The organism is Embleya hyalina (genome assembly GCF_003967355.1).
In the GTDB taxonomy this organism is placed as follows: domain Bacteria; phylum Actinomycetota; class Actinomycetes; order Streptomycetales; family Streptomycetaceae; genus Embleya; species Embleya hyalina.
The window spans coordinates 67,082-91,402 of the sequence record NZ_BIFH01000034.1; the positions used below are offsets into that span (position 1 = coordinate 67,082).

Here is a 24,321-nt window from a genome sequence, read left to right on the forward strand (position 1 = left end):
GTTGCTCCTGCCCCCGACGTCGACGACGCGTGTGTCCCACTCGGGTGCCCCTGTTGCGGGGCCGACGGATCGGCTGCGCACGCTTCCGCGGAACACCGGAACTGTCCCCGCGTGCGAAGCCGACCCATACTCGTTGCCGCACGTGTACGCGGATAAGGAAGCTTCCCGACGTGATCATTTGTCGGCCTCGGCTGCTATGGATGCAACGATGCGCAATGGCATCGAAGTTCACGATCCGGCCCGCCGGCATCGGCCGGGATTCCCTGCGCCCACGAAAGGTCCGACGTGACCACGCCCGTACTCGCGTCACCCACCACCGGCCCCGACCTGGTCATGACGCCCCGAGGCAACGCAGATGTCCGCGGCCCCGCGAACTTCGAGAAATCGATCGTACGCGGTGTCCTCCTCGCGAACCATGCCGCGCATCTCGGCCCCGACGCAGGCGTGTTGCGCGGGCTCTATCCGGACGGCGTCGCCCATCTGTGGGGAGCCACGCCCTGCAGCGTCCCCGGCCACGAGAAGACACGGGCCATCGCCCAACGCAGGGCGGGCGACCACCTCCTCGTCTACGCCGAGAAGAAGATCATCGCTCGCGCGCTGATCGTCCACTGCCTCGACAACGCTCCCCTCGCCCGGTCCGTCTGGGGCGACACCAACGGGCAGACGTGGCAGCACATCATGGCCCTGGACGAGATCGAACTCCTCGACGACGTCCCCGCGGCAGGGATCCTCCGATCGCTCGTCAGGCAGGACTTCCTGCGCAGCCTCGTCCGCCGAACCCACCGGGAGTACCGCTCGATCGCCCACCTCCTTCCCCCACACCTGAGTGTGATCCCCGCCGGTCGAACCCGGCCGGGACCCGACATCCCCGCCCAACTGGGCTCCGAACCGGTCCCCACCGGTCCCACACGCCGCACCCCACAGACCGGCCAACGCACCGTCCGCAACACCGCCCGATCCGAACGCGTGCGCGACCACTACAAACACACCTGCCAGATCTGCGGGCGCTCCATGCGCACCGCGACCGGACACACCAGCGAGGGCGCACACTTCCGAGCCCTCGAACACGACGGCCCCGACCACGAGACCAACATCGGCTGCCTCTGCGCGTACTGCCACACCGAATACGACGCGGGCGGCATCTACATCGACGACGACCTGGTCGTGCGCTCGGGAACGACCGGCAAACGCGAACGCGACCTCCACGTATCCAGGGCACACCCCATCGACCGGGACCACCTCCGCTTCCACCGCGCCTGGTTCGGCCTCGACACCCACCCCGACGTAGACCCGACCAGACTCAAGCCCGGATGGCCCAAGCCATAACACGACGTCCGAGCCGTCGGGCACCGCCTGCGGCACCTTAGGCCGGCGGGCACGGAGGCCCGGGTTCCTCGTCGGTGAGCGTCCCGGGCTCAACTCCCGGTGCCGGGAGCCTGCTCCAACTCGCGAAGTCGGTCGGCCGCAGTCCGACGGGGCGAGCGAGCATCGGACCACTCGTGGATCGACCACAGGAAGTCGGCGACACCGGACGGCCATCCGAGCCGCCAACGGCGAACACCGGATGCGCGATCGTGCCGGACACCTACGCAGGTTGGTGTGGTGCCCACACGTGGGCGAGGTGGTCGGTGAGGGCACGATGGACGGGACCGAGGCCCGCGTTGCGGGGGATGGTGAAGTCGGTGTCGCCGTAGCCGTTCTCGACGCCGTCCTCGGTGTTGAACACGATCCGGACGTCGGTGGGCAGGAGGCCGAGGAACCAGGTGGTGAGGACCTCGGCGGCGGCGCGGGCGTCACACGTGCCGATGTGCAGGGCGCCGGTCTCGAGGTCGTAGATGCCCTGGAAGTCCCAGTCCTGGATGCGGAACCCGAACCCGAGAAGGCCCGGGACGCGTTCCTTGTGGTGTGCGCCCGGACGGTCCGCGATCGCGGCGATCACGGCGTCGGCGGTCATGATCCAGGGGCGGTCGCGGGCGGGTTCGACGAACCAGCGCGTGGCGTAGCGGGTGGGATCGGACATAGGGGGTTCCTCGTGGGGTGCGTGCGGGTGTCAGGGTGTGAGGAGGACTCGGCCGGGGGTGTGATGGCGGGCCATGAGGATCTGCCAGTAGGCGACGCTCGCGGGGTTGTTGGTGTGGAGTTCGACGGTGGTGAGTCGTCCCTTGGATTCGGTGACGGCGTCGGCGTAGCGGGTGATCTCCTCCTTGTCGTCCTTGAAGATCTTTGCCTCCCAGGGGCGGAGTTCGCGTTGTTCGGCGTCGGTGAGACTGGTTTCGGTGCGGCAGGTGCTGTCGGGGTTGCGGACGTGTTTGGCCTCGACGATGGCGCCGTCGTCGGGGCGTAGCCCGTCGGCCTGGATCTTTTCGCCGTCGGAGAGGGGGAGGTCGTATTCGGGGTAGCCGGCGGTGCGTCGTTGGTAGGCGTTGTCGGGGTCCTTCTCGTCGCGGTGGTTCGCGAAGTGGTGGGCGTTGAGGGTGCTCTGCCATGCGACGAAGTCGGCGCGTTGTGCCGGGGTGAACAGCGGTGCGCCGGGAGGCGGCGGCAGGGCGGGTGTGATCAAGGCGGGGTCGACGGGGTCGGGGACGCCGAACGTGCCGGTGAACAACCCGGCGAAGCCGGCGGTGTTCGTGGTGGTCAGCGAGGTCAGGGCGACGGGCACGGGCTGCGCCGGCACGGCGGGGACGAGTGGGGGTATCGGGGGGATGCCGGGGACGAGCGGGGCGTTGCCGCCGCCGGGTGCGGGGAGGGTGACGCGGGATCGGGAGGTGTTGAGGATCGGCGGTAACTCGCCGAGGGCGCGTATCGCCGGGTCGGACAGCACGGCGTGTTTCAGGTCGTCGCCGCCGCCGAACAGCTTCGGCGGGAAGTGAATTTTGCCCTGGTCCGCTTTGACGTGGGCGGCGTACCGCTCGCACGCGTGGGCGATCTGACGACACGCCGCGGCCAGGTTCGCGATCAGGGGCGCGCACTCGGTGGGTTCGCCCGGCGCGCCCTGGTAGCCGACGAACAGCTTGAAATGGGCGTCGAACCCGTTCATGGCGACGCCGCGGCACTCGGCGAGCATGGTGCGGGCGCCCTGCTGCGCCTGGGCGAGGACGGTGTCGAGGAGGGACGCGGCGGAGTTCCAGCTGCCGCGGGCGGAGGAAAGTTTCCCGCGGTTGCCCTTGGAGGGGTTCAGGACGCGTTCGAAGGTGCCCTGTTCGTCGACGATGTGCGGGAGTTCGCGTCCGCGCCCGGTCGCGTCGCAGGGGTCGGCGGCCGGTCCGCGGAGGGCTTCGATGGCCGGACCGATGGGTTGTGCGCGCATCATCGCGGCGGCGATCGCGTCCTCCGTGGCCAGGTAGTCGGCGGCGGTGCGCATGACGGTGGCGGAGGTGGCCCCCATCACGGAGGCGGCGAACGCGATCTGGTCGACCGTCTCCGCGGCGGCCGGCTGGTAGACCTTCGCGAACGCGTTGCCCGCCCCGTCGTCGCCCGCCATCCCCGCAGAGCCACCCAGGTCGTGCGCCAGGGCGTTCGCGATCGTGTTCACCTGTTCCCGCAGGGTGTTGAACCCCTGCGCGGTGACCACCAGGCGATCGAAACCCACGTCGAAATCCGCCGTCATACGAGCCCCCCAGGACGCGAACCGAACGTGACCGGTGACCAACGTACCGCCACCACGACGAGCGGGCCCAAGACGACGGATCTCTCGGTCGTCTCCGGGATCTCCACCTGGTCGGCATCAACGAAAAACGAGTCGGGTCCTCAAGTCCTCAACACTCCGGGAGGTGGCGGCACACGTCTCGCCGATAGTTGCCGGGGCAGCCGGCACCGACGGCTACCCCGGCAACAGGGCGACTGCCACCTCGAGGGTGAGCGCGGCGAGCGCAGACGCGAATGCATCGACCAGCTGTCGCCCGCATCACCGGACCGTTGTACACCACACCGAGGGATGCGGACGCGGCGCGGCGACCGGATCCGGCCGCTGAAGCCGACCGACGGCGACCGCAGGCGCGGTCGCTTGCCCAACCCCCGACCGTCCCCTCGACGGCATGGGCGTCATCAACCCGGATCGCTGGTCAACTCACGGAGCCGATTTACCCCGTGGTCGGCGCTGGCCGGTTTTCTCGGAGACCTTCGCACGGGGATGAGTGTGCGTCAGGCTGGTGTCGGGGCGTTCTGGCAGACATTAGGGGGATGAATGTCGACCGGTACCGACAAGGACTACTGGAAGGCGCAGGCGCTGCCGAGCGTGCTCAAGCATCGCCTGCTGCGGTCGTATATCCCGCGTTTCGCGGGGATGACTGGCTCGCACAGCAAGCAGATCGTCTACCTTGACGGCTACGCGGGCGAAGGCCGGTACGAGGACGGGAGGAAGGGTTCGGCCGAACTCGCGATGGGCATCGCCGCCGATCACGCCGCGATGGGCAGGCCGATCGTGTGGACGTGCTTCTTCGCCGAACGCAAGGCCGCGTCCGCCGTGAAACTCCGCGAGGTGGCAGGGGAGTACGTCAAGCGTGGCGTGGATTCGAGGATTCACCACGGGGAGGTCGACGACCTGCTGGACCAGGCCGTGGCCGCGGCGGTCGGTCTGCCTTTGTTCCTTTTCCTGGATCCGTGTGGCCTGGGGGTGCCGTTCGAGCGGCTCACCGGCATTGTCAACGGGCCTCGGGCGGTGCCGCCGCAGTGGCCGCCGACGGAGTTCCTGTTGAACTTCAGCCTGGAGGCCGTGCGTCGGATCGGCGGGCACCAGCGGTCCGAGCAGGGCAACGCACGCACCATGGAGCGCTTGGACATCGTGTGCGGCGGGTCCTGGTGGCGTGACATCGTGGACCGCGAAGGCGTGAACGCGGACGAGCCCGTGGCCACCGAGTACGCACGACGTCTGCAGGAGGCGACCGGCATGTTTGTGCGGTCGGTGCCCGTGCGCCGCCGTCCGCGCCACAAGGCCGTCTACCACTTGGTGTTCGCCACGCGGAGTCAGTACGGGTTGTGGGCCTTCGGGGACTCGGCGGCCAAGGCCCGCGACGCCTGGTGGGAATCGCTGGCTCAGGACGAGGCGGCAAGGAACGAGGCGTCGGACACGCCCTTCCTGCTGACCGAGGCCGAGGTGCTGCGCCCGGACCCGGAGACGATCGAACGCGCGGCACTGCCGGTGATCGCGGACAACATCGAACGTCTGCTGCGCGAGGGGCGGCCGGTGAAGCTGGTCGATCACACCCTCGAGGTGTTCGGCGACCTGTATGGGCAGGTCACCGAGCCGGTGGTCCGCAAGGCGATCAAACTGCTGCACACGCAGCGCCGGACTCCCAGCAACGGGAAGGGCAGCCCGATCCACAACCTGGTCGTCGACCCACCCGCCTGACGTACCGTCCGGCCGACGACGCGATGCCGTGTCGTCGACCGGACGGTCGCTACGCCGGGACTGCGAGGGGCATCTGGTCCCAGGTGCGGCCCTCGAGGTCGCGGCCGTTGGACTTGGGGGTGTGTCCGCCCCACTGCTTGAAGAAGAACGGCACCCGCGCGGCGACGCACAGATCGCGGATCTCGGCGGCCCATTCGGGATCCATGCGCCGGTGGCCGGGCCCGGACTCGCCGCCCGCGATCACCCAGCCGATGCTCTCGAGGTCAAGGCCGGTGAGCGGGCCCAGGAGGGGTTCGCAGCTGAGGAATCGGACCGCGGCCGGGACTTCGCGGAGGTCGTCGACGCGGTACATGGACGCTTGGTCCTCGACGGAGACGCCGATCCACACGTTCGGTGGCCACGTCAGCTTCCCGGCCACCTGCCGCAGGCGGCGGGAGCGTTTGGTCAGGACCTGGTAGGTGTGTTGCGGGGTGTCGGCCATGACCTCGAACACGCGCCGGACGAACGGCAGCGGCACGCGGGCGTGGAAGAGGTCGGACATGCTGTTGACGAACACCGTCCGTGGGCTCCTCCACCCGTAGGGCACCGTGAGCGCGGAGGCGTGGGTGGTGAGCGCGAACCCCGGCCCGGAGGTGCGCGGGTCGCCGTCGGCCTGGTACTTGGCGGCGCCCATGGCCTTCAGCCGTTTCGCGAGCGTCAGGGCGTAGCAGTTGTCGCAGCCCTTGGAGATGCGGTCGCATCCCGTGGTGGGGTTCCAGGTCGCCTCGGTCCACTCGATGCTGCTGCGATCACTCACACCGGACTCCCTTCCTCGTCGACGTCGGGCACGCTACCGACGCAACCGCCCAGACGCCTCATGCGGCTGGCGAAACGAGCCGATCGATACCCAGGCTTCACACCTTGTTCGAACATTGATGCGAAATCGGGGCGGTCGGTCCCGAGGCCACACTTCGCCGTCTGCCGTGTATGGGCGGGATCGCCCATTCCAGGCCGGAGCGCGATCGCGTGCGTCCGGGCCGGGGAGGCGCTCCGTGGGGATTGGGGTTGCGTTCGGTCTGAGAAGATGGGGCCATGGCGCGAGAGACGACGCACGACGAACGGTTGCGAGACCTCGAGGCCGAAGCGTTCCGCACTGGCCGGACGCTGGCCGAGCACTCGGAACAGCTCAAGACCATCAGCGAGCAGCAGCAGACCGCATTCCGCAACGTGGACTCCCTCGCCGACGCCATCGGCGCCCCCGGCGACCGCAGCATCACCCAGCGTCTCGATACCATCGAACGCGTCCTATTCGCCCTCGCCCGCGCCCAGGGCATCAACCCCGACAACCTGTCCTGACCCTGTAGGACGGCAACCGCGGGACGTCGCAGGCGCGGAATCGACTCGGCATGAACCCCGACGACCCGCCGTAAAAACGAACGTGATGATCCGGCGCGGCATCGACGCCCACGATTCGTCCGCGTGCCCACGCCGACGATGCGTTCGAGGTCGCGTTCGGAGGCGCTGGCGTGGTGGGCGTCGAACAACTCTTGGGCGCGGTCCGGGGGCAGGGGCCGGGTGATGCGGCGCGTGTGCGGGTCGTCGGTCGACCCGGCCGCCGAGGAGAAGCCGAACCGGGCCCTGGTCTCGACGATCGCCGCACCTGCGGCGGCGGCGCGCTACTCGGCGCGGCGGCGGATCTGGGGCTGCCACAGGCGCCGGACCTCGGCGTCGATCCTGGCGTTCACCGGGCGGGGCGGGTTCTTGCGATCGCCCTTGAGATAGCGCTCGACGGTGCGCTGGCTGCCCCCGAGCAGCTGGGCAACGGCACGGGTGCGGTTGCCGTGCTTGCTCATCAGGAACCGCACCCGCGCCCGGGTGGATTGCGGCGGCTTGCGGGTGAGGACGTGTTGCGCGGCTTGGTCCAGGCCGTCACCGATCTTGCCCACCGGTTGCTCCGTTCGTTGCGGTGTCGGAGCTCGATGTCGTTCGAGGGGTCGAGCACTTGTTCATCTGCGGGAGCTCACGCCGGTGGGTCCTGCCGCCAGGTTCCCGAGTGGAGGTCGGGCTTGCGTGGGCCGGTGATCGTGGCCGCGGGCATGGTGGAGTCGATCGGGTCGGGGATGTTGGGTACGGGGTGCAGTGTCTCGAGGTTGGACAGCGGTGACAGGGCTGCCTCGAGGGTTGGGTAGACGGGCAGGTACGGCGTGACGCAGGTGAGGATCATGACGCGTCCCACCCGGGCCAGGCTGAGGTCGGACGTCCCGGAGACGACGCGCAGGATCGCGCCGCGTTGGCGGAGGATCTTGAGCGCGTGCAGCAGGGTGCTCAGGACGGCGGTGTCCATGAAGGTCACGGCGGACAGGTCGACGATGATCTGGGGGCGTCGTTCGTCGGCGAGGACGCGGTCGAAGCCCGGGCGCAGTCTGCGGGTGGCGTGGACGTCCCATTCGCCGTGGAGGCGGACGATCTGCCATGGGTCGTGGGGGGTGAGTTCGCAGCGCACGCCTTCGCGTTGGTGGACGATTCCCAGGGGCATGTCGATCGCCGGTGTGCGTCGGACGTCCGCGGCGGTGATGGATGTTTCGGTGGGCGTGGTGGGCAGACGGCCCTCGCGGGCGAGTGTCCAGCGGTTCTGGCACTCGGCCTGGAGGGCGTTGTCGCCGCCGCAGGCGCGTACGAGGGCGCGGGCGCGGTCGAGGGCGAGCAGGCGTTTGCCGGTGAGGCCGTCGCCGAGGGTGCTCTTGGGTACGTGGACGCCGAACTTTCGCATGCGGACGCAGAGTTCCTGGAGGGAGGGTTGTCCGGCGCGGAGTCGTATCTGGGCGAGCCAGTTGGCGAACGCGCGACGGGGCAGGGGGACTTCGACGATGGCCAGCGGTGCGTCGGCCCGGCCGGTTCGTCGGTTGCGGACGGTCACGGGTTCCCCGTTTCGCCTGGTGGTGTGCGGTGTTGGGCCGTCACCGGTGGTGGCCTTCCAAGGTAGTGGCGCCCACCGACAGCGTTGCGCGCCGCAGACGTCGTCCGCAGTCGTCTGTGGTCGTCCGCGGGCGTCCGCGTTCGGCCGGGATCGTCCGCGAGGGTGGCGGGAGGGTGTGGCGGTCGTCTTCGATGGTGGCGTTGCAGCACGATCCGGACGGCGTCGTGGCCGCGTCGCCGGTGATCCCGTGAACGCGCGAGCCCTCGCCGGCATGCCGGCGAGGGCTCAGACGTGTTCCGGTCGGATGCGCGGGCTACCACCCCCGACGCGCCGATCGGAGTGCTGAGCCGAGCCCGGGCGAACGAGGTCAACGTCAGCGTGAACACGATAACGCGAAACGCGACCGAAAACTCCCCAGGATTAGGGAATCGCTTCCGGAGTCGTCGAGAATACCCAGGTCACGGAGCATTTCGGCGGTCTTGGTAGTCACTCGGACGGCGGCGTAGGCTAACGTGCGCACATCACCCGCGGAATGCCCGCCTCCTACCAGGGCGTCCGGCGTTCCCGGGTACATGAACGAGCCCGGGCGAACGAGAAAGCAGGAACGCCAGGAAATGTCCGAAAGTTTCTCGACGCTTTTTTGCGTCGTACTGATCGTTTTCGTGTTGGCGGCGGTGATCGCCTACGCGGTACGGCGCATGAGCACCTCGGCGCCGGCCCGGCTGGCGGGGGTGATCGCGGCCATCACCGCGTTCGCCGGGGTGGTGCCGGCGGTGATCTACGCGGCACTGGCCGCGGCACCGACGTCGACCAGGCCGGTGGCGCCCGCGGCCGCCAGCGTCCCCGCCACCGCGACCGCCACTCCCCCCACAAGCCCGAGCCCCACCACGAGGGGGATAACGGAACCCGGCCCAGCCGCCGTCGACCGCCTTCCGTGAGGAGCGGGACGTTGGTGCCCAGGCCTCGACGGACACCCGAGCCCGACGAACCACCCGCGGTCCCCTCCCCGAGGTACGCCCGCCGTTCCTACCCGGCGCACAGCTTTCTCGGGCTGCTCGACATCGCGCATCGCGAGGCTCTGTTGCGCAGGGCGTCGGTGTCACGGGTGAACAAGAGCGGCGCGAGGAATCTCTACTACGAGAAATCCGTGTTCGTGGTCCTGTCCGGGATCCTCCGGGAGATCCCCTATTCCGGCGACTCCACGAACACGCGGTTGCGCATGACAGGCGACATCGTCGAATCGTCGACCGTATTCGATCCGCTCGGCGGGAACGCGATGGTCCACGGCGTACAATCCACCGCCGTTATCGCGATCCCGCGTCCCGTGTTCACGACATTCCTCGCCACCCGTCCCGCCGCCATGACCGCGTTGGCGAAATCCATGGCCCAACGCGAGAAACTCGACCTCTACCTCGACGTCCACGTCCGCCACGGCACCACGCCCGTCCGGATCGCCCGCTATCTGTGTTTCCTCGCCGACTTCCTCGGCGAGGAGACCGGCACGGCGGTCCATCCCGGCATCCGCATCTCCGGCTTCTCGCAGAGCGACATCGCCGAGGGCATCGGCGCCTCCCGGGCGTCGGTGGAGAACTTCTTCCGCGAGCAGCGCACCGCCGGGCGGGTGACCACCGCCTACCGCGTCATCGACATCGTCGACCCCGCCTCGCTCCGGGCGGGGGTGGGCAACATGCCTCCGTGGCAGCCCTGACCCGAACCTCGACCACGACGGCCGGTGGCCCGCCCGATTCCGGGCGGGCCACCGGCCGTCGGGTGCTGCGCGAAGAGCTCGCTCGCGGCGAGCGACCGGGTCGTCGGCCGCCCCGATGCTCCACCACGGCCTCGGATCGGGCTCAGGCCGGTGTTTCCTCCCGGCCGGCGAGCGGCGATCGGGAAGGCGGAACGACCGTTCCCCGCACGACCGTCGGCGTCGGCGCGTGCGACGCCTCCTGGACGGGCGCGGTGTCGGCGTCGAGCGCGGACAGGGGCGAGAGCGCGACCTCCAGGGTCGGGTAGACGGGCAGGATCTGGTTCAGGCCGGTCACGATCATCACCTTGCCCATCCGGGTGAGGTTGCCCTCGCCCATCCCCGAGACCAGGCGCAGGACGGCGCCGCGCAGGCGCATGGTCTGCAGGACGTAGACGAGGCCGCCGAGGAGGCTGCTGTCCATGAAGGTGACGTCGGACAGGTCGACGACCACGTGGGGGTGGTGGGTGTCGGCGACGACGCTCTCGAGGTGGGGTCGGACGGCGGGCATGACGTGGCCGTCCCAGTCGCCGCTGAAGCGGACGACCTGCCAGGCGCCGTGCTGAATGATGCTGCAGCTGACGCCGGCGCGGCGGTGGTGGGCGCCGAGGGGGATGTCGATGGGTTCGGCGTCGCGCAGGCCGATGTCGGGTCCGCCCTCGGCGGGGGTGCGGGTGATCTGGCCGGCCTTGGCGTTCGTCCACCGGTTGCGGCATTCCGCGAGCAGTCCCTGACCGCCGCCGCAAGCCCGGACGACGGCGATGGCGCGTTCTCTGGAGAGCAGGCGGCGGCCGGTGAGGCCGTCGCCCAGGGTGCTCTTGGGGATGTCCACGCCCGCGCGCTTGCAGCGGCGGCGGATCTCGTCGTAGGAGGGGTCGCCGCCGTGCAGGCGCACCAGGCAGAGCCAATTCGCGAAGTCCTTCACGGGATCGGGATCGTCGCCGCGGGCGGGCGGGAGTTCGTCCACGACGGTCGGGACCGGTTCGTCGTGCTCGCGAGCGCTCATCTCGATCTCCCCCATGGCTCTCCCCCGTTGATCGGCGGGTCCCCGGCCGGCCGCGGGCTCGATGTGGCGTCGTCCGCGTCCGTCCCCGCCGTCCGCGTCCGTCCGCGATCGTCCGGACGGGTGGTGCCAGCGGCGTCGTCGACGCCGAACATGTGGCGACCGTACCCGCGTTTCGCCCCGCCGGCTCCGGATATCGCAGGGTCCACGGAGCGCTCCGGTGTCCTGCGGCGTGTTCCTGGACCTACGAACGCATCGAATCATCACCACCGAGCCTCGGCCCGCCGCCGACGCCTATACCGCCCCGGGGGCACCGGATCCGGAAGGTGATCGCTCGGAACGGGCGGAGTAGCCCCTGGACGATCGTGGCCCCTGGGCCTGCCGTTCGGCCGCGGATCACGCGTGACGGCCGACCACCCATTCCTTCGGGTCCCCGCCGGGCCGGCCGGTGGTGAGGTCCTGGAATCCGGCGAGGCGGTTGCGCACGGAGTCGGCCACGTAGTCCTCGACCGACGCGGCGAGTCCGAGTCCGATCAACTCCCTTACGCGCTCCACCGCTTCCGGCGAGAGTTGGACACGGACCTCGGCACCGGGCGTCGTATCGATACTCATCCGGCGCACGCTACCGCCGCCCTCCGACATCGGGCTTGGACGGCGGCGGGCCGCTCTCCCAGCCCTCGATACCCCCAAGCATCACCTCCCGGATCCTGCCGATCGGCCCGACCGAACGTGGGCACGCCGAGACGCAAGCCTGAACCGGCGACACGACTTGGGATGAACGAGGTCCTGCGGGACGGCACGACCCGCCACGGGGGATCGGCGGGCGCGGGCGATACGAAACGGCGGCCGCCCCAGGCGCGGGTACTGGTTGACCGCGCTGCCGCCGCGAACACCAATGGCCTGGCCGCGTCCGCGTCGCTCGCCCTCCTGCAGGAGCCGCACGGCAACGCCGTCCAACGCTTGGCGCACCTCGGTCCTGGTCGTCGCGGACTGGGACCGCCCATTCCGCGCACGCTCTACCGCTGTGGCGAGAGCCGGACGTGGACCTCGGCACCGGAGGTCGCGTTGTTACTCGTCGGAGGCCGTCGCGCGCGTCAATCCAATGATCATTTCAATCTCGAATCGCATCGGAATTTGGATTATAGAATATAAAATCCCCAATTGGCACACTTTACAACGGGCGCGGCCGATATCGCATTCAATATATTCGAGTCACGATTTATTCCGTTGACTCTTCACATCCACTTGAATACGCTCCGCAGACCGACATGGCGCCATGGGGAGCGCCTGACCTGGGGGGGAAATGAGCAGGAATATCAAACGCCTCGCGGCGGCCGTCGTAGCATTCGCGGCTTTGGCGACAGTACCTTATTCCGCTTCTGCCGACACACCCACCGAGCTGTCCGCCGCCGTGTTGGCGGGCATGTCTCCCGAGGAGCAGGGCCGTGTCCTCGAGCCTCTGCGTGTGGTCGCCGACGGGGTGGTCACAGTGGGACGCGACCTGCGCGCGGACATCTACACCTCGGCGGAGATGAGCGCGGACTACAAGGCCCTCAACGTATACCTCACCGACACGTCGCAAGCCGACGCGTTCATCGCACAGGTCCACAAGGAATACCCGAACGCCGACACGAAGCTCATCGTCGTGAAACAAGGGAAGAACTCCGAGGCCTCGATGATCCGTGAGGCGTCGCTTCTCCTCGACGACAAGACACTGCCGTTCGAGGTGTATTCGGCGAGCTTCGCGGGCGACGGCGGGAGCATCACTCTCTCCGTAAACGATCCCGGAAACGCGAATAGTTACCTGGTGTCGGCGAAGGGGCGCAACCGAACGGCCGCCCCCACGCTCGACGTCCGCGTCGAGAAAGGGGCTGCGGCCAAGCCGCTGACCCGAGAGAACGACTTCGCCCCGTTCTACGCCGGAGGTGCCCTCGGCGTCGGATCCAGCCCGGAACGTTCCTTCTGCACGAGTGGGATACCGACCATCAGTACCTGGGACGCTCGGCAGTGGCTGGTCACCGCCGGACACTGCTACGACGTGGGCGCGCAGGTGTACACGCACGGCGGAAACTACGTCGGCCAGGTCAGGGCGAAGGACCCCAACGTCGACGCGGCCTTCATCGAGACCGAGACCAGCGACTACACCTGGGACGGCTACGACACGAACGGTTACATGCGCGGACTCAACGGCGCCCGCTCCACCGTGGCCGGGGACTACGTGTGCAACCTGGGCTACAACACCAAGGTCATGTGCAACATCCGGGTCGCCGGCTCCAACATCTGGCCGGTGAACGGCACGAACATCGTAGGTTCGGTCGGCGGCCAGTGGGACGACTACTACGCCGCGACAGGCGGTGACAGCGGAGGACCGATCATCACCATCAACGACACGAACACCCGCCAGATCAACGGAACCGTCAGCACAGGATTCCGCTGCGACAACGTGGCCTGCAAAAGCGTGGGATGGCCCAGCGCCGTCGCCATCATGAACGCCTTCTCCGTTCGTCTCCACCACCGCTGACACGATTTTCGTCCGGTGCGACCGCCACCGTCGTCGCACCGGACGAAAGTCCGTCTCACGGCAGCGCGTCGAGCCGCGCCGTCGAAATCAGCAACGGGTAGGACGCATCGATCGCACGGCCGCCGGGCCGGTTTCCGTCGGCCGTGGGCGGTGTCATCACGAGCGCCACCGTGTACCTTCCCGGGTCCGCCCACACCTGCTGCCAGGTCACCGCCCCGCACAACCACACCGGGGTCGGCTGCCGGATCGTCCGACTCCATGCGGGCCAATCCGGGCTTCGGAGCATACGCCCGGGCGGCAGGGCACCGGCCTCGACCGGACCGCCCACCACGATCCCGTCCCGCAGCACCACCACGACGGGATACACCTCGGTGGCGTTCAATCCGCTCGGCGAGGGCGACTCCAGGTCGGCCTCCACCTTCGGCGGACCGTCCGGTGCCCCTGCGGGGCGTTCGATCCTCAGCGGCGACAGACCGACCCCCTCGAACCGCTCCGCCGTGGGGTATCCGAGCGGTCGACCACACGTGAACGGCCCCGGTTCCTGCGCGCCCCACGCAGGCGCGTCGCGCGGAGTCGGCGCGGCGGCCGAGGTCGACGGGTCCGCGGAGCCCGCCCCGCGCACGATCGCGGCGACCACCCCCACACCGCACACGGCCACCGCCGTGGCGACTGCGGCCGTGCGCAACCGGCGGCGTCGCCGGCGCCGATCGGCTTCCGCCGTCAGGGTCTCCCGGGGCATCTCGCGCAGCGGCCTCGCCTCGTGGGAGAGCGTGTCCAGAGCGTGGCGAATGTCATCTCGGCTCGAACTCATGGTCTTCCTCCTCGGTGTTCGTCGTGTCCGCGCTCGTCGACATCCGCCGCAGCGCCGCGCGCGCGGCGCTCAGTTGGCTCTTGACCGACCCCGGGCCGCATCCCAGAACGTTCGCGATCTCCGCGATCGGAAGATCCTCGAGGTAGTACAGGACCAGGCAGGCCCGCTGTCCCGGCGGCAAACGCGACAGCAACTCCCGGGTCCACAACCGCGCGGATACCCGCGACTCGGGCCCCTCCTCGTCGAACGACGCCTGTCGCGTACGGAACATGGGCCGCAGCCGGGCCCAGCGGCCTGCCCTGCGGGACTCGTCGATCACCAGGTTGACGATCACCCGCCGGACGTACGCCTCCAACTCCGCCAAGTCGCGCGGGTGCCGCCGCGCGAGGGTACGCACCAGGGCCTCCTGCACGAGGTCGTCGGCCCGGTCGTCGTCGCCACACAGCAGGAAGGCGTACCGCTTCAACGCCTGCCCACGCGCCGCCACCAGGGAATGCACCACCTCCCCGTCAACACCCATCCGCCCTCCCCCACCCCGACACCCGACCTGTCGTCACCGTCACACCCCTAAAGAACGAACAACCCTCGAGGCGGGTTGGCCGCGTCGGCGAGAAGATTCCTGGCCTTCCCAACTCGACGAGACCGTGACCACGACCCTCGCTCGCAGCGAGCCAACAATTCCCGGAGCCTCGAACCACGTTCCCACCGGCAGAGCCCTGAACATCCCGACCAACCCGATCGAACGCGGGTACGTAAAGCGCGGGCCTGAACCGGCGGCGCACGACCCGGGCGCGAACGGTGGTCCCCCCCAACGGCACGAACCGCCAGGGGGGATCGGGGGGCGGCGGAACGCCCACCGATGGCGCGCGCAGCGTGCCATGGCGCCGGCAGGCGATACGAAACGGCGGCCGCCGCAGGCGTTGGCAGGCATCGGTCGCAGGGGCCGGCGACCGTGAACGATGCCGTCGACCGGTGCTGTTGAGTGCGTGAGGGACGGATTCGTGGGTCGGAAAGCGGTCGGACGTCGGGCGGAGGTCGGGTTTTTCAGAGGCGAATCGGCGGATTGTGGGCCTGACCTGCGGGTTTGCGAAACGGTATGTCGTGGCTGTCACGACATACCGCTGAGGGATGTGTCGTGCTGGGCTTACATATCTCTCCCCGACTTCACCGCCACGGTTAACTCGTGGTCGGTTGTGTCGAGTTCCGCCTTGGGTGACCGCGCGTGGTTCGCCGGCGATGGGCCGGGGGCCGGCGTCCGCCGGCCGGATGCGACACATCGACCGGCGTTGTGTCGGCCCTGGGTCGACACAACGCGACACGACTTAACGGCCGGGGGCAAGTTCCATAACCACGGGGGTAAAGATCGCTATCGTCGCCGGGTGAGATTCCTGGGAGGACCCGAGTGACCGACCCCGCACGCCCGATCCCCGCATCACCGACGCCTGCGCGGACGGATCCTTCCGCGTCGCCGGGGCCCGGTCAGCCGCCGCGGCGGGTGAGCCTGGGTCAGGCGATCACCGAGGCGATCGTCACGAAAGCCCCCCAGGCCCGGGTTCCCCGGTCTGTGGAGCGAGTCTCGGTCGACCTGCACTACCGGTCGCCGCACCACATGTTGGGGGACGAGGGCTTCAGCCTCGTCAGCAACGACTATCTCGCGAACGTTCTGGCGAAGTCGGTGGCCGCGAGGGTGGTCTCGCCGCGGCAGTGCGCGATCATGCTGTACATGATCGGACGCCAGCAGGAATCGCTGGTCGGGATGAACCAGCAGGCCATCGCGGACGCGTTGTCCATCCCGCGGTCGACCGTGTCGACCGAACTCACCGGCCTGAGCGGCCTGAACTGGGTGCGGAAGGTCCGCCGCGGGGTATACCAGGTGAATCCGTTGCTGGCCTACATGGGCAACGGGAACGCGCAACGCGCGACGTTGGCCGACGCGCGGGCCCTGGCGCTCGCGTCCGGGTTCCCCGACGAGGTCTGCGTCCCCGAGATGCCGGCACCGAGGAAGAAGGGCACGACGCCGTGATGCTCTACTCGTCGACCGCGCTGTGGTCGATACTGCCCGACCTCGACCTCCCCCCGGCGACCATGCGCGTCCTCGCCCGGCTCCAGGCCGTCCAGCAGCCCGGCGGACTGATCGTCGAGAGCCAGGTCGACATCGCAAGTGCCCTCGGGCTCTCCCAGGTCACCGTCTCCCGCAGCATGCGCACCCTGAGGGACCGCAACCTCGTCATCGGCTCCCGCGGCTCGAAACGCCTGCACCCGCTGATCGCCGGCTACGCGTCCAGCGAGGACTACGAACGCGCCGCGATCGAGGCCGTGCGGCGCGACGACATCCCAGACATCACCGTGCCGCTGTACGTCCAACCCCCACCCCGGGTCGGACACGCCCCACCACTCTCCGCCGTCAGCTGAACCAGGCGGCCGAGAAAGAGGCTGTGTGGCCGCGCTTGTTCGGGTTAATAGGGGTCGATGCCTGATCTCTGAGCACACGGCACCGACCGCGAACGCGGACTTGGCCCGTCCCGGTTGCTTCGAGGTGGTCGGTGCGGCGCAACGCGGTGGCGGGGCATGGCGCTGGGTGCTTCGTCCGGTTGGGCGTCACGCGGAAGATTGTGACGTTAATCGGCGCGGTGCCTATGACGGTTCCCGGACGCACATGATCGCGAGGATCTTCACCCCGGGTGGGAAGTACGCGGGATGCGGCGGGCGAGGTGGTGATCCTCGTGTGCTTCGGTGGCCCGGGCACGAGGTCCTGATCGGTCGTCAGGGCCGGGAAACATCGCCAGCAATGCCTGTGTTCCCATCCCGGAGAACCTGAAGTGTGTGGGGCCGCAGGCGCGCAGGACTCCGGTCTCCGTGGCCCATTCGAGGAAGCGGTGCAGGCGAAGGGGCAGGAACCACCGCAGGCGAAGAGGAAGCGTCCGTGTGGAGAACCGGGCGTTCGGCCGGGCGTGCCGGGCGAGTGTGCCGAGCCATCTCAGCGCATCTTCGGAGGGGTAGGCGGGGTGAGTGGGAGCCTGGGCGAAGGCGTGCTTGAGCAGGAAGAGCAGGGGTGGTGCCTGCGAGTGTGAGGTGATCAGGTCGGCGATGTCGTGGACGTAATCGCCGTCGGGAGACAGCTGTTCGTAGTGGGTGGTTGCGGCGACCAGGTATCCCGGGTTGGTCATGGCGCGGATGAACGGCGTTTCCAGGCTGCTGTTGCTGGGTTCCGTGCGCAGGAGGGAGAGCACCGGTTGCCAACGTTCACGGTCCCGAACGCGGTGGCTGAGGTACTTATGCACCTCCCGGCGGTGGGGGCGATCGAGCTTCACGACGGCGTAACCTCCACGTGATGGCCCCAACGTGCGGGCCAGTTGGTGGAAGCGTTGGGTACGGCAGGTGATCACCGCTCCCGGGAACGAGGAGCGTAGGTCGTCGAGGAGTTCCTTCATGGACTCGAGGGAGGACATCTCGTCGATGCCGTCCAGTACCGGGAGGATCAATCGTGAGCCCGCGAGTTGATCGGCCTCATGCTTTGAGAAGTGGTGAACCGCGATCAATTCGTCGCGCAGCCATCGTTGGAGGGAATGACCGTCCGGTTTCCGGGCCGGGTGGAGGACGACAGGTACGGGCCCGTCCGGGGTGCGGGTGAGCAAACGGGTAGCCAGTTCTCGGGCCATTACGGTCTTTCCGGCCCCGGGTGCTCCCAGGATGATCAACCGCGACGATTTGATCCTGGTGAAGAACGAGTCGATGTCCCTCGAGGAGCCCGGCAGAGGCGGACCGAGGTAGGCCGGGCCGAGGCGCGGGTCGTGCTCGAGGCGGAGATTGAGCATGTTGTGGTCGCCGTCGAGCGCCCGTCGCAGGGCTTTCTTCTCGTGGTGGTAGACCCGCACCGCCAGCCGACGTGCCGACTTCTCAGGCGTGGTGGTTCTACCTCTTGAGCGTCCTACCGAGTAGAGCAGGGCGAGACTCATCGCTACACCGGACAGGACCACCGGCAGGACACTCTTCCAGGACGACGGGAGGGGCACGTCCAAGAGCGAAGGGAGGAACGCGACCAGCAGCGTGCTCATCGCGAGCAGCATCGGCCCTTCGACGAGGAAACGTGAACTCCAGCGATCCGTAGCGTCATGGATCACCACCTCGGCCATGGAAAAGGGGGCCTCGGCGGCCGGGGGGCCTTGTGGGACCCGGGGCGGGAACACGTCGAGGAGCGACAGGTGCGTCCATGTTCGGCGCCAATCCTGCAACTCCCGGGAACCTGCGCCGCATGCGAGGGCGAAGGCCATCACGACTTCGGAGGACGGCAGGCGTTTCCCGCTCAGGGCGTCCGACAGCGTGCTGCGCGCCAGGAACGGTACGCGAGGGTGACGGTCGGCTCGTTGACTGCGGACGCTGAGTTCACGAAACGATGGATTGCCGGCCGCCGCCCTGCGGACGCGCATGGCGTGCACGAACAACTGTGTGGCTTCCTCGCGTTGCCCGGTGGCACGCGCGGCCGCCAGCAGTTCGTCGAACTTGAGATCCGTTAGGGGCGCCTCGACGGGTTCCGTGGCGAGGCCCACGGTCGGGGCTGATGGTTGGGGCGGCTCGATGGGTTGGAGCTGTTTGCCGTGAGGAACCGGATCCGGAGAGGCGGTGCTGCGGGCCGTGTCCCAGTGCGCGCGCCACGTCGCCTCGTCCTGCGTTTCGTCACACGCGCGTACGAACGCCCAGGCGAGAGTCCATCCCGGCAGCTTTCGGCCCGACGCGGCCTGAGACAGCGCGGCGGCCGAATAGTGGGCGCGCTCCGCGAGCACGCGGTATTGGGGAGTTCCCGCGTGCCGACGTATCTCACGCAGCCGCCGGGCGAAGTCGGGTACGGGGCCTTCGCCTTCGATCGGCCTTTCCGGACGGGCCATGGTGGACGGGGCGTGGAGAACGCGAGCGTTCTCCACGCCCCTTTGCAATCAGGCGCGGGTGGGCGCGGGGCGGACGGGGAACAGGCCACGGGCCGCGACCCGGGTGGTGACCGTGACGGTGGCGGCCGCGGTGAGTGTGGGCATGACGTCGTACCCCAGCAACCCGCAGGTCACCACGACGATCACGATCACGATCACCATCAGGCGGCGCATCACCAGCCCCAGAGAGCAGGAAGACCCGCCCTCCAGGCGCCAGTTGAGGAGCATGCGAAGACCTCGTTTCGTCTACTGACCCGGACATCACTCGATGACTCCGGCGCGGTTGCCGCCGCGTACCGGATCGAGCGTGGTAACAGAATGCTCCCGTTCCTTGCGGAAAGTCGAGCGAAGCCCGCAGCAGGACCCGGCTGGAGCGAAGTCGTGAATAACTCGCATGGGCCGGAACGAGGACCCCGGGGCACTCGGGAGGTTCGGACATGTCGGGTGAGGGCGAGTAATCAATCCGGGCCCGGCCGGATGACAATTGGATGTATCCGCAGGTCAGGGGTTGATTACAGACCGAGATCGGCTATTCTCGTCCGAGAAGATGAGAGCGTCGGGCATACCGATGCACAATCACTTCTGCGGGCCGCATCGTGAGGTGGGCCCCGAGGTCTCCGTCTGTTGACCCGGACGTCCTCGACGCGAAAAAGGCCTCTCGTTGCCGCGAGAGGCCTTCGTCATGTGTAAGTGGGACAAGGGCGCCGGCTCGATTGCCGACCGGCGGCCCGTGGCGAACACGGCATGGTCACAGCGAACGAGACCCGCCGGAGGACCTCCCTCCGGCGGGTCTCGTTCGCTGGGTTACGCAAGGAGGTCGTGACGACAGTCGGCAGGCGGCCCCGCTGCCGCCCGGGTGCCCATCGGCATGCCGGCGAACTTCTACGGCGGCTCCTGGACGCGGGTGACGGAGACGACCTTCACCTCGTTCGAGACGTAGTAGATCGTGATGCAGCCGCCGACGAGGGCCTGGCGGTAGTCCCGTTCACGGATGGCGGTGGAGCCGTGGCCGTAGGGGTCGTCGGCGATCCCGCCGATCTCCCGGTCGAACCGGGCCCGCACGTCCGGCCGTAACGCGGCGACTGCGGCCCGCGCCTCGGTGGAGAACTGCACCCGGTAGCTCACTGCGGCGAACCCGCGCTCTCGTCCATCTCGGCGAACCCGGAGAAGTCCCCGCGCTTGAGCTGTTCGATCAGCGCCTCGTCCTCGTCGATCGCCTCCTGCGGCAGCCCCCACCGGGCCGCGATCAACGGCACCTCCATCAACGGGGCCTCGTCGATCGCCGCGTCGAACGCCGCACGCCGATCCTCCGGCAACGACGCGCGGATGCTCCCGATCGACCCGGGCAGATCCACGAACTCGCCGCCGATCCGGGTACGCAGATACGGCTCCTGCTCGGCCATCGGATGCTCTCCTCTCACGGGAATGGACGGTGCGTCCCCCAGTGTGCGCTCCCACCTCGAGGTGTCGGCAGTGGCGCACGACGGCGCACAGGGGTGGCGGTGCTAGGGCCTGTGTGAGGTTGTGATCAGTTGGGCGGTCGCACGAGGTCGTCTATCCAGATCATCGAGGCGCGGAGGTGAAGGCCTGCGAGGTAGCTCTCGGGTGTCTTGTCGAAGCGGGTGGCGATGCCTCGCCAGGCCTTCAGCTTGTTGATCAGGCGCTCGACGGTGTTCCGCTCTTTGTAGAGTTCAGTGTCATGGTCGACGGGTCGCCCGCCCCTGCTGCCCTTCCGTTTCCGGCTGGCAGCCTGGTCCCTCTTCTCCGGGATGACAGCTTTGATCCCGCGTTTGCGCAGGTAGGCGCGGTTGGCGCGGGACGAGTAGGCCTTGTCTGCGGCGACCGCGCCGGGCCGGGTGCGAGGCCGGCCGACGGGCAGGCGCACGCGCACTTTGGAGAGGACGGGCACGAACCGGGGGCTGTCGCCGGCCTGTCCCGCAGTCAGAACGAGTGCCAGCGGACGGCACCCGCGGTCGGCGGCGAGATGGACCTTGCTGGTCGGCCCACCCCGTGACCTGCCGAGCAGGGCCTGCTTCAGACGGAGTCTGCGTCGCAATCGGACCCGTCCGCGCTCGTCCTGTCCGTTCTGTTCCTGCGACTCGCCCCCTTTTGCCGGGCTCTCTCCTGCTCGCGCGCGGCCTCCTCCAGGGCCTGCATGAGCTCCTCGTCGACGAGCATCCCGGCGGTGTCGTGGTGGGCGCGGACGGTCGTGGAGTCGACGCTGACCAGCGACAGGTCAGTCTTTTCCTCGCGGGCGGCCTCGGCGATCAGGCCTTCGAGCAGGGCGCTGAACACGCCGGCGTCCCGCCAGACCCGAAACCGGCCGAAGACCGTGGACCAGGGGCCGAACTCGTCAGGCATCTCCCGCCACTGGGCGCTGGAACGGAACCGCCAGATCACTCCCTCGAACTGGTCACGAAGCCGTTCGGGATAGGGCCCGAACCTGCCGATCGGCAGGTAGGGCTCGATCAAACTCCACTGCTCGTCGCTGAGTTGCCTGCGCGTCACAGCCAACATTCCTACCGGGTTCTGCCCCGGAGCAGGGGCAGAACCCGAGGAGTGATCGCAACATCACACAGGCCCTAGGACTCGAAGAACGCCTCGGAGCGGCCCGGCTTCCGCTTCCGGGTTCCGGCCTCGAATAACGCGCCGTTTCCGAGGCCAAAGCTTTCAGTTGCGCTTCACCAGGTTGTGAAGAGCGAGCAGGACGGCGATTCCGATACCAACTGCGGCTCCCAGTGCCGAGTTGCGGTAGCTCGCGTAGACGACGGCGCCGGCCACAGTGAGCAGCACGAGAGTGCGCAGATCGAACGGCTCGTTCCCGCCGTGGTCGGGATTGACGGACATGGGCTCTCCTCGGGGTTTGGTTTCGGGGATCCGAGGATGCTCGGGTGTGGCAGCGTTGCGGCAGTTGGCACACGTTGCCGATCTCGAACAACGGATCGGCGTGCGCGAGGGGACGGGCATGGGGGAAGAAATGACGCCGGTTGAGGCGGAGTTGGTCGAGCGCACTCCGCTGAAGGCGATCCCGGCGGGGGTGCGGCCCCGCTGCCGGGCGTTGGCCTTGGATCTGCGAGCCCTGTTCGAGGTGTTGCAGGTGTCGGTGCGTACGTACGCGCTGCGTGTGCAGCTGGATGCCGGTGCTCTTTCCCGGTATCTCAACGGAACCCGGGTGGCTCCGGCCGAGTTCGTGGAGCGGTTGTTGCTGGACGTCGCGACCAAGGCGGGACCTCGCACGGCCGAGGCGATAGCCAGCATTCGCGCCGCCCAGCGCGCCGCCTTGGCCGAGAGCAACCGGGTGCAAGCTGAGTTGCAACGTCTGCGCGACGAGTTGGCGGAGGCTGATCGTCGACGCCAACGGTGCGAGGTCCGAGAGGAGGCCATCATCGAGGCGTTGCAGGCTCGGCAACGCGATCTCGCCGATCTGAACGGACGCCATCGCGAATTACAGGCTGCCAGCGAGCAAGAGCGTGTCGATCACGACGCGGAACTCGGCGTGGCCAACGACGAGCGGGCACGCCTGCGTGAGGAATGTGACCGCCTGATGGCCAAGGTCGAGGCGCTGCGCGAGGCATTGGACGACGCCCATCGCCGGACTCTGGAAGCCGAGCACCGATGTGAGGAGCTTGAACGCATCCTGGAGGTCACCGAGCATGGAGCCACCCGAGCGAACGCCGAGGGTGGGCCACTTCAAGATCCTGATCATCTCTGGAACGCGTTGTGGATGTCTCTGTTCCAGCTGTACCAAGCCGCGGGGCATCCGAGCCTGCAGGAACTAGCGGACGAGAGCCGTTCCTCAAGCCCTTCGATCACGTTGCCGCTTGGGGTGATGCACGATTGGCTTCAGGGGGTCTCCATTCCCGCAGCGGATCAACGGTTCGCGCGGTTTCGCTCTCTCCTATATCGACGAGCCGTCCTGTCCGGGAACGAAGGAGACCTACTCATGCCGCACGATCCGGTATGGGAGGAGACGCTCCAAGCCGTGGAAGACGCCATACGCGCTGCGGAGATCCGGCGACGCTTGGCTCAGGCTTGAACGTGTGCTCACCAGCGCCCGAAGGAGGAAAGCGCTGTCCCTGAGCGAGCTGGCCGAGCATTGCGGTTCATCGGTCGGAAAGCTCAAGCACATCTTCGGTGGCAAGATGATCCCATCGGAAGAATTGTTGATAAGCCTGGCGACGTCACTGGACCTGCCTTTGGCAGAGCTGTTGGACCTTCATCGGGAGCTGTACGCGGCACTCCGTGCCGGTACCAGCCGCATCGGATGAAACTGCGGCACCAGGTCGGAGACCAGTGAACTGAGCCGGGTACCGGGGTCTTCCTCAGACGAGGTCGGCGGAGCTGTTGTCGTTCCAGCCGTCCTCGATCTGCATGGGGAGGGAGCGGGAGTGGCAGGCCCGGCCGCCCTGGTCGGCGATGGCGACGGCGTCCTTCCCCTTGCGGCGGGCCAGGGAGGCGTGGCCGACGCGCAGCGAGTGTCCGGTCCAGGCAACCGCGCCCTCGGCCCGGATGCTCACCCGCTTCACCGCGCGGCTGATCGAGTCGGGGGTCATGCCGCCGGTGACGTGGCCCCACTGGTCGATGCCGACGAACGCGGGGGCGTCGGGCGCAGACCAGGCGGGGGCGGCGTCGGCGGCGAGGCGGGCGCGGCAGGTCTCCCAGGCCCGGACCGCACAGACCTCCGTGTCACGTTGGCGCAGGATCCGTGCCCCGCGCACCGAGTGCGTCGTCTTGCCGGTGAGGATCGACACGACCAGGCCGCGCGGGTGCAAAGCGACGTCGCGGGCGAGGAGTCCAGCCGGATCCTGGGCGCGGGAGGCGTAGTGCAGTCCGGTGAGGATCAGCGCGCGGTCGCGGTGCCCGGTGAGGGTGTCGGGGCAGGCCCGGACCACGGTGTACAGGCCCCCCACGTTGACGGCCTTGGCCTGGCCGCGTCCGCGCGCTCGCCCTCCCGCAGGAGCCGTACGGTCAGCCCGTCCAACGCCTTGCGGGCCTCGGCCTGGTCGTCGCGGGCGACGTTCACGCCGCGCTCGCGCAGCCCGACGACGACCGCGGCGAGGATAGTCGAGGCGGAACT

General features: G+C 68.5%; 25 protein-coding genes and 1 pseudogene. 10 read left to right on the forward strand and 16 right to left on the reverse strand.

Annotated features, from left to right (window positions below; genetic code table 11):
- Positions 1-285 precede the first annotated feature (285 nt).
- A complete protein-coding gene (locus EMA17_RS36335; protein WP_126641453.1) occupies positions 286-1,326 on the forward strand; it encodes a hypothetical protein in 1,041 nt (346 codons plus the stop codon).
- Between the two features lie 259 nt (positions 1,327-1,585).
- On the opposite strand, the gene EMA17_RS36340 is transcribed toward EMA17_RS36335, so the two are convergent.
- Positions 1,586-2,020, reverse strand: a complete 435-nt coding sequence (locus EMA17_RS36340) for a hypothetical protein (protein WP_126641454.1) — start codon at positions 2,018-2,020, stop codon at positions 1,586-1,588.
- Positions 2,021-2,050: 30 nt separating this feature from the next.
- A complete protein-coding gene (locus EMA17_RS36345; RefSeq protein WP_126641455.1) occupies positions 2,051-3,589 on the reverse strand; it encodes a restriction endonuclease fold toxin-2 domain-containing protein in 1,539 nt (512 codons plus the stop codon).
- A gap of 594 nt (positions 3,590-4,183) precedes the next feature.
- Between EMA17_RS36345 and tcmP the strand changes: the two genes are divergently transcribed.
- Positions 4,184-5,347, forward strand: coding sequence for a three-Cys-motif partner protein TcmP (gene tcmP / locus EMA17_RS36350; protein WP_126641456.1), 1,164 nt, complete (start codon positions 4,184-4,186; stop codon positions 5,345-5,347).
- 49 nt (positions 5,348-5,396) lie between these two features.
- On the opposite strand, the gene EMA17_RS36355 is transcribed toward tcmP, so the two are convergent.
- A complete protein-coding gene (locus EMA17_RS36355) occupies positions 5,397-6,143 on the reverse strand; it encodes a DUF5131 family protein (protein WP_126641457.1) in 747 nt (248 codons plus the stop codon).
- Between the two features lie 275 nt (positions 6,144-6,418).
- On the opposite strand from EMA17_RS36355, the gene EMA17_RS36360 reads away from it, so the two are divergent.
- Positions 6,419-6,682 carry a hypothetical protein gene (locus EMA17_RS36360; protein WP_126641458.1) on the forward strand — a complete coding sequence of 88 codons (264 nt, stop codon included), beginning with the start codon at positions 6,419-6,421 and terminating at the stop codon, positions 6,680-6,682.
- Positions 6,683-7,002: 320 nt separating this feature from the next.
- Here the strand turns inward: EMA17_RS36360 and tpg are convergent, their stop codons facing one another.
- A complete protein-coding gene (tpg, locus tag EMA17_RS36365; protein WP_126641459.1) occupies positions 7,003-7,272 on the reverse strand; it encodes a telomere-protecting terminal protein Tpg in 270 nt (89 codons plus the stop codon).
- 74 nt (positions 7,273-7,346) lie between these two features.
- Positions 7,347-8,243, reverse strand: a complete 897-nt coding sequence (locus EMA17_RS36370; protein ID WP_160161693.1) for an STAS domain-containing protein — start codon at positions 8,241-8,243, stop codon at positions 7,347-7,349.
- Between the two features lie 614 nt (positions 8,244-8,857).
- On the opposite strand from EMA17_RS36370, the gene EMA17_RS36375 reads away from it, so the two are divergent.
- Entirely contained in the window at positions 8,858-9,181 is a 324-nt protein-coding gene (locus EMA17_RS36375) for a hypothetical protein (RefSeq protein ID WP_126641461.1), read from the forward strand.
- Between the two features lie 14 nt (positions 9,182-9,195).
- Positions 9,196-9,951 carry a Crp/Fnr family transcriptional regulator gene (locus tag EMA17_RS36380; protein WP_126641462.1) on the forward strand — a complete coding sequence of 252 codons (756 nt, stop codon included), beginning with the start codon at positions 9,196-9,198 and terminating at the stop codon, positions 9,949-9,951.
- Positions 9,952-10,093: 142 nt separating this feature from the next.
- Here the strand turns inward: EMA17_RS36380 and EMA17_RS36385 are convergent, their stop codons facing one another.
- Both EMA17_RS36385 and EMA17_RS36390 read right to left on the reverse strand, forming a co-directional pair.
- Entirely contained in the window at positions 10,094-10,993 is a 900-nt protein-coding gene (locus EMA17_RS36385) for an STAS domain-containing protein (RefSeq protein WP_160161694.1), read from the reverse strand.
- 393 nt (positions 10,994-11,386) lie between these two features.
- On the reverse strand, positions 11,387-11,602 hold the full coding sequence (locus EMA17_RS36390) for a hypothetical protein (protein ID WP_126641464.1): 216 nt from the start codon (positions 11,600-11,602) through the stop codon (positions 11,387-11,389).
- Between the two features lie 691 nt (positions 11,603-12,293).
- Between EMA17_RS36390 and EMA17_RS36395 the strand changes: the two genes are divergently transcribed.
- Entirely contained in the window at positions 12,294-13,511 is a 1,218-nt protein-coding gene (locus tag EMA17_RS36395; protein WP_126641465.1) for a chymotrypsin family serine protease, read from the forward strand.
- Between the two features lie 55 nt (positions 13,512-13,566).
- Here the strand turns inward: EMA17_RS36395 and EMA17_RS36400 are convergent, their stop codons facing one another.
- Entirely contained in the window at positions 13,567-14,322 is a 756-nt protein-coding gene (locus EMA17_RS36400) for a hypothetical protein (protein WP_126641466.1), read from the reverse strand.
- Positions 14,303-14,842 carry an RNA polymerase sigma factor gene (locus tag EMA17_RS36405; RefSeq protein ID WP_126641467.1) on the reverse strand — a complete coding sequence of 180 codons (540 nt, stop codon included), beginning with the start codon at positions 14,840-14,842 and terminating at the stop codon, positions 14,303-14,305. Before EMA17_RS36405 ends, EMA17_RS36400 begins: the two co-directional genes overlap by 20 nt.
- Before the next feature lie 1,044 nt (positions 14,843-15,886).
- On the opposite strand from EMA17_RS36405, the gene EMA17_RS36410 reads away from it, so the two are divergent.
- Both EMA17_RS36410 and EMA17_RS36415 read left to right on the forward strand, forming a co-directional pair.
- Positions 15,887-16,345 carry a replication/maintenance protein RepL gene (locus EMA17_RS36410; RefSeq protein ID WP_126641468.1) on the forward strand — a complete coding sequence of 153 codons (459 nt, stop codon included), beginning with the start codon at positions 15,887-15,889 and terminating at the stop codon, positions 16,343-16,345.
- Entirely contained in the window at positions 16,345-16,734 is a 390-nt protein-coding gene (locus EMA17_RS36415; RefSeq protein ID WP_371863097.1) for a helix-turn-helix domain-containing protein, read from the forward strand. Before EMA17_RS36410 ends, EMA17_RS36415 begins: the two co-directional genes overlap by 1 nt.
- Positions 16,735-16,994: 260 nt before the next feature.
- Here the strand turns inward: EMA17_RS36415 and EMA17_RS36420 are convergent, their stop codons facing one another.
- The 6 genes and pseudogenes from EMA17_RS36420 to EMA17_RS52725 all read right to left on the reverse strand — a co-directional run bounded on the left by EMA17_RS36420 (position 16,995) and on the right by EMA17_RS52725 (position 22,091).
- Positions 16,995-19,241, reverse strand: a complete 2,247-nt coding sequence (locus EMA17_RS36420) for an NACHT domain-containing protein (protein ID WP_126641470.1) — start codon at positions 19,239-19,241, stop codon at positions 16,995-16,997.
- A gap of 12 nt (positions 19,242-19,253) precedes the next feature.
- Positions 19,254-19,472 carry a hypothetical protein gene (locus tag EMA17_RS36425; protein ID WP_126641471.1) on the reverse strand — a complete coding sequence of 73 codons (219 nt, stop codon included), beginning with the start codon at positions 19,470-19,472 and terminating at the stop codon, positions 19,254-19,256.
- A gap of 654 nt (positions 19,473-20,126) precedes the next feature.
- Complete coding sequence (locus EMA17_RS36430; protein ID WP_246127132.1) at positions 20,127-20,369, reverse strand: type II toxin-antitoxin system RelE family toxin; 243 nt, start codon at positions 20,367-20,369, stop codon at positions 20,127-20,129.
- Entirely contained in the window at positions 20,366-20,647 is a 282-nt protein-coding gene (locus EMA17_RS36435; RefSeq protein WP_126641472.1) for a hypothetical protein, read from the reverse strand. The genes EMA17_RS36430 and EMA17_RS36435 overlap by 4 nt, the downstream gene beginning before the upstream one ends.
- A gap of 125 nt (positions 20,648-20,772) precedes the next feature.
- A pseudogene (locus EMA17_RS36440) lies at positions 20,773-21,752 on the reverse strand (IS5 family transposase).
- A 162-nt stretch (positions 21,753-21,914) separates the two neighbouring features.
- Positions 21,915-22,091 carry a hypothetical protein gene (locus tag EMA17_RS52725; protein ID WP_170222326.1) on the reverse strand — a complete coding sequence of 59 codons (177 nt, stop codon included), beginning with the start codon at positions 22,089-22,091 and terminating at the stop codon, positions 21,915-21,917.
- A 46-nt stretch (positions 22,092-22,137) separates the two neighbouring features.
- Here EMA17_RS52725 and EMA17_RS52140 point away from each other — a divergent pair, with 46 nt between their 5' ends.
- Positions 22,138-23,280 carry a hypothetical protein gene (locus tag EMA17_RS52140; RefSeq protein ID WP_160161695.1) on the forward strand — a complete coding sequence of 381 codons (1,143 nt, stop codon included), beginning with the start codon at positions 22,138-22,140 and terminating at the stop codon, positions 23,278-23,280.
- Positions 23,281-23,284: 4 nt separating this feature from the next.
- Complete coding sequence (locus EMA17_RS52145; protein ID WP_160161696.1) at positions 23,285-23,512, forward strand: helix-turn-helix domain-containing protein; 228 nt, start codon at positions 23,285-23,287, stop codon at positions 23,510-23,512.
- Between the two features lie 54 nt (positions 23,513-23,566).
- Here the strand turns inward: EMA17_RS52145 and EMA17_RS54630 are convergent, their stop codons facing one another.
- Positions 23,567-24,154, reverse strand: a complete 588-nt coding sequence (locus EMA17_RS54630) for a site-specific integrase (RefSeq protein ID WP_126641475.1) — start codon at positions 24,152-24,154, stop codon at positions 23,567-23,569.
- Between the last annotated feature and the right edge of the window lie 167 nt (positions 24,155-24,321).

Coding starts and splice junctions, on each gene's coding strand:
- EMA17_RS36340 (WP_126641454.1), bottom strand. CDS start 2,020: ATGTCCGATCCCACCCGCTACGCCACGCGCTGGTTCGTCGAACCCGCC.
- tcmP (WP_126641456.1), top strand. CDS start 4,184: ATGTCGACCGGTACCGACAAGGACTACTGGAAGGCGCAGGCGCTGCCG.
- EMA17_RS36360 (WP_126641458.1), top strand. CDS start 6,419: ATGGCGCGAGAGACGACGCACGACGAACGGTTGCGAGACCTCGAGGCC.
- EMA17_RS36375 (WP_126641461.1), top strand. CDS start 8,858: ATGTCCGAAAGTTTCTCGACGCTTTTTTGCGTCGTACTGATCGTTTTC.
- EMA17_RS36385 (WP_160161694.1), bottom strand. CDS start 10,993: ATGAGCGCTCGCGAGCACGACGAACCGGTCCCGACCGTCGTGGACGAA.
- EMA17_RS36390 (WP_126641464.1), bottom strand. CDS start 11,602: ATGAGTATCGATACGACGCCCGGTGCCGAGGTCCGTGTCCAACTCTCG.
- EMA17_RS36395 (WP_126641465.1), top strand. CDS start 12,294: ATGAGCAGGAATATCAAACGCCTCGCGGCGGCCGTCGTAGCATTCGCG.
- EMA17_RS36400 (WP_126641466.1), bottom strand. CDS start 14,322: ATGAGTTCGAGCCGAGATGACATTCGCCACGCTCTGGACACGCTCTCC.
- EMA17_RS36405 (WP_126641467.1), bottom strand. CDS start 14,842: ATGGGTGTTGACGGGGAGGTGGTGCATTCCCTGGTGGCGGCGCGTGGG.
- EMA17_RS36415 (WP_371863097.1), top strand. CDS start 16,345: ATGCTCTACTCGTCGACCGCGCTGTGGTCGATACTGCCCGACCTCGAC.
- EMA17_RS36425 (WP_126641471.1), bottom strand. CDS start 19,472: ATGCTCCTCAACTGGCGCCTGGAGGGCGGGTCTTCCTGCTCTCTGGGG.
- EMA17_RS36435 (WP_126641472.1), bottom strand. CDS start 20,647: ATGGCCGAGCAGGAGCCGTATCTGCGTACCCGGATCGGCGGCGAGTTC.
- EMA17_RS52725 (WP_170222326.1), bottom strand. CDS start 22,091: ATGTCCGTCAATCCCGACCACGGCGGGAACGAGCCGTTCGATCTGCGC.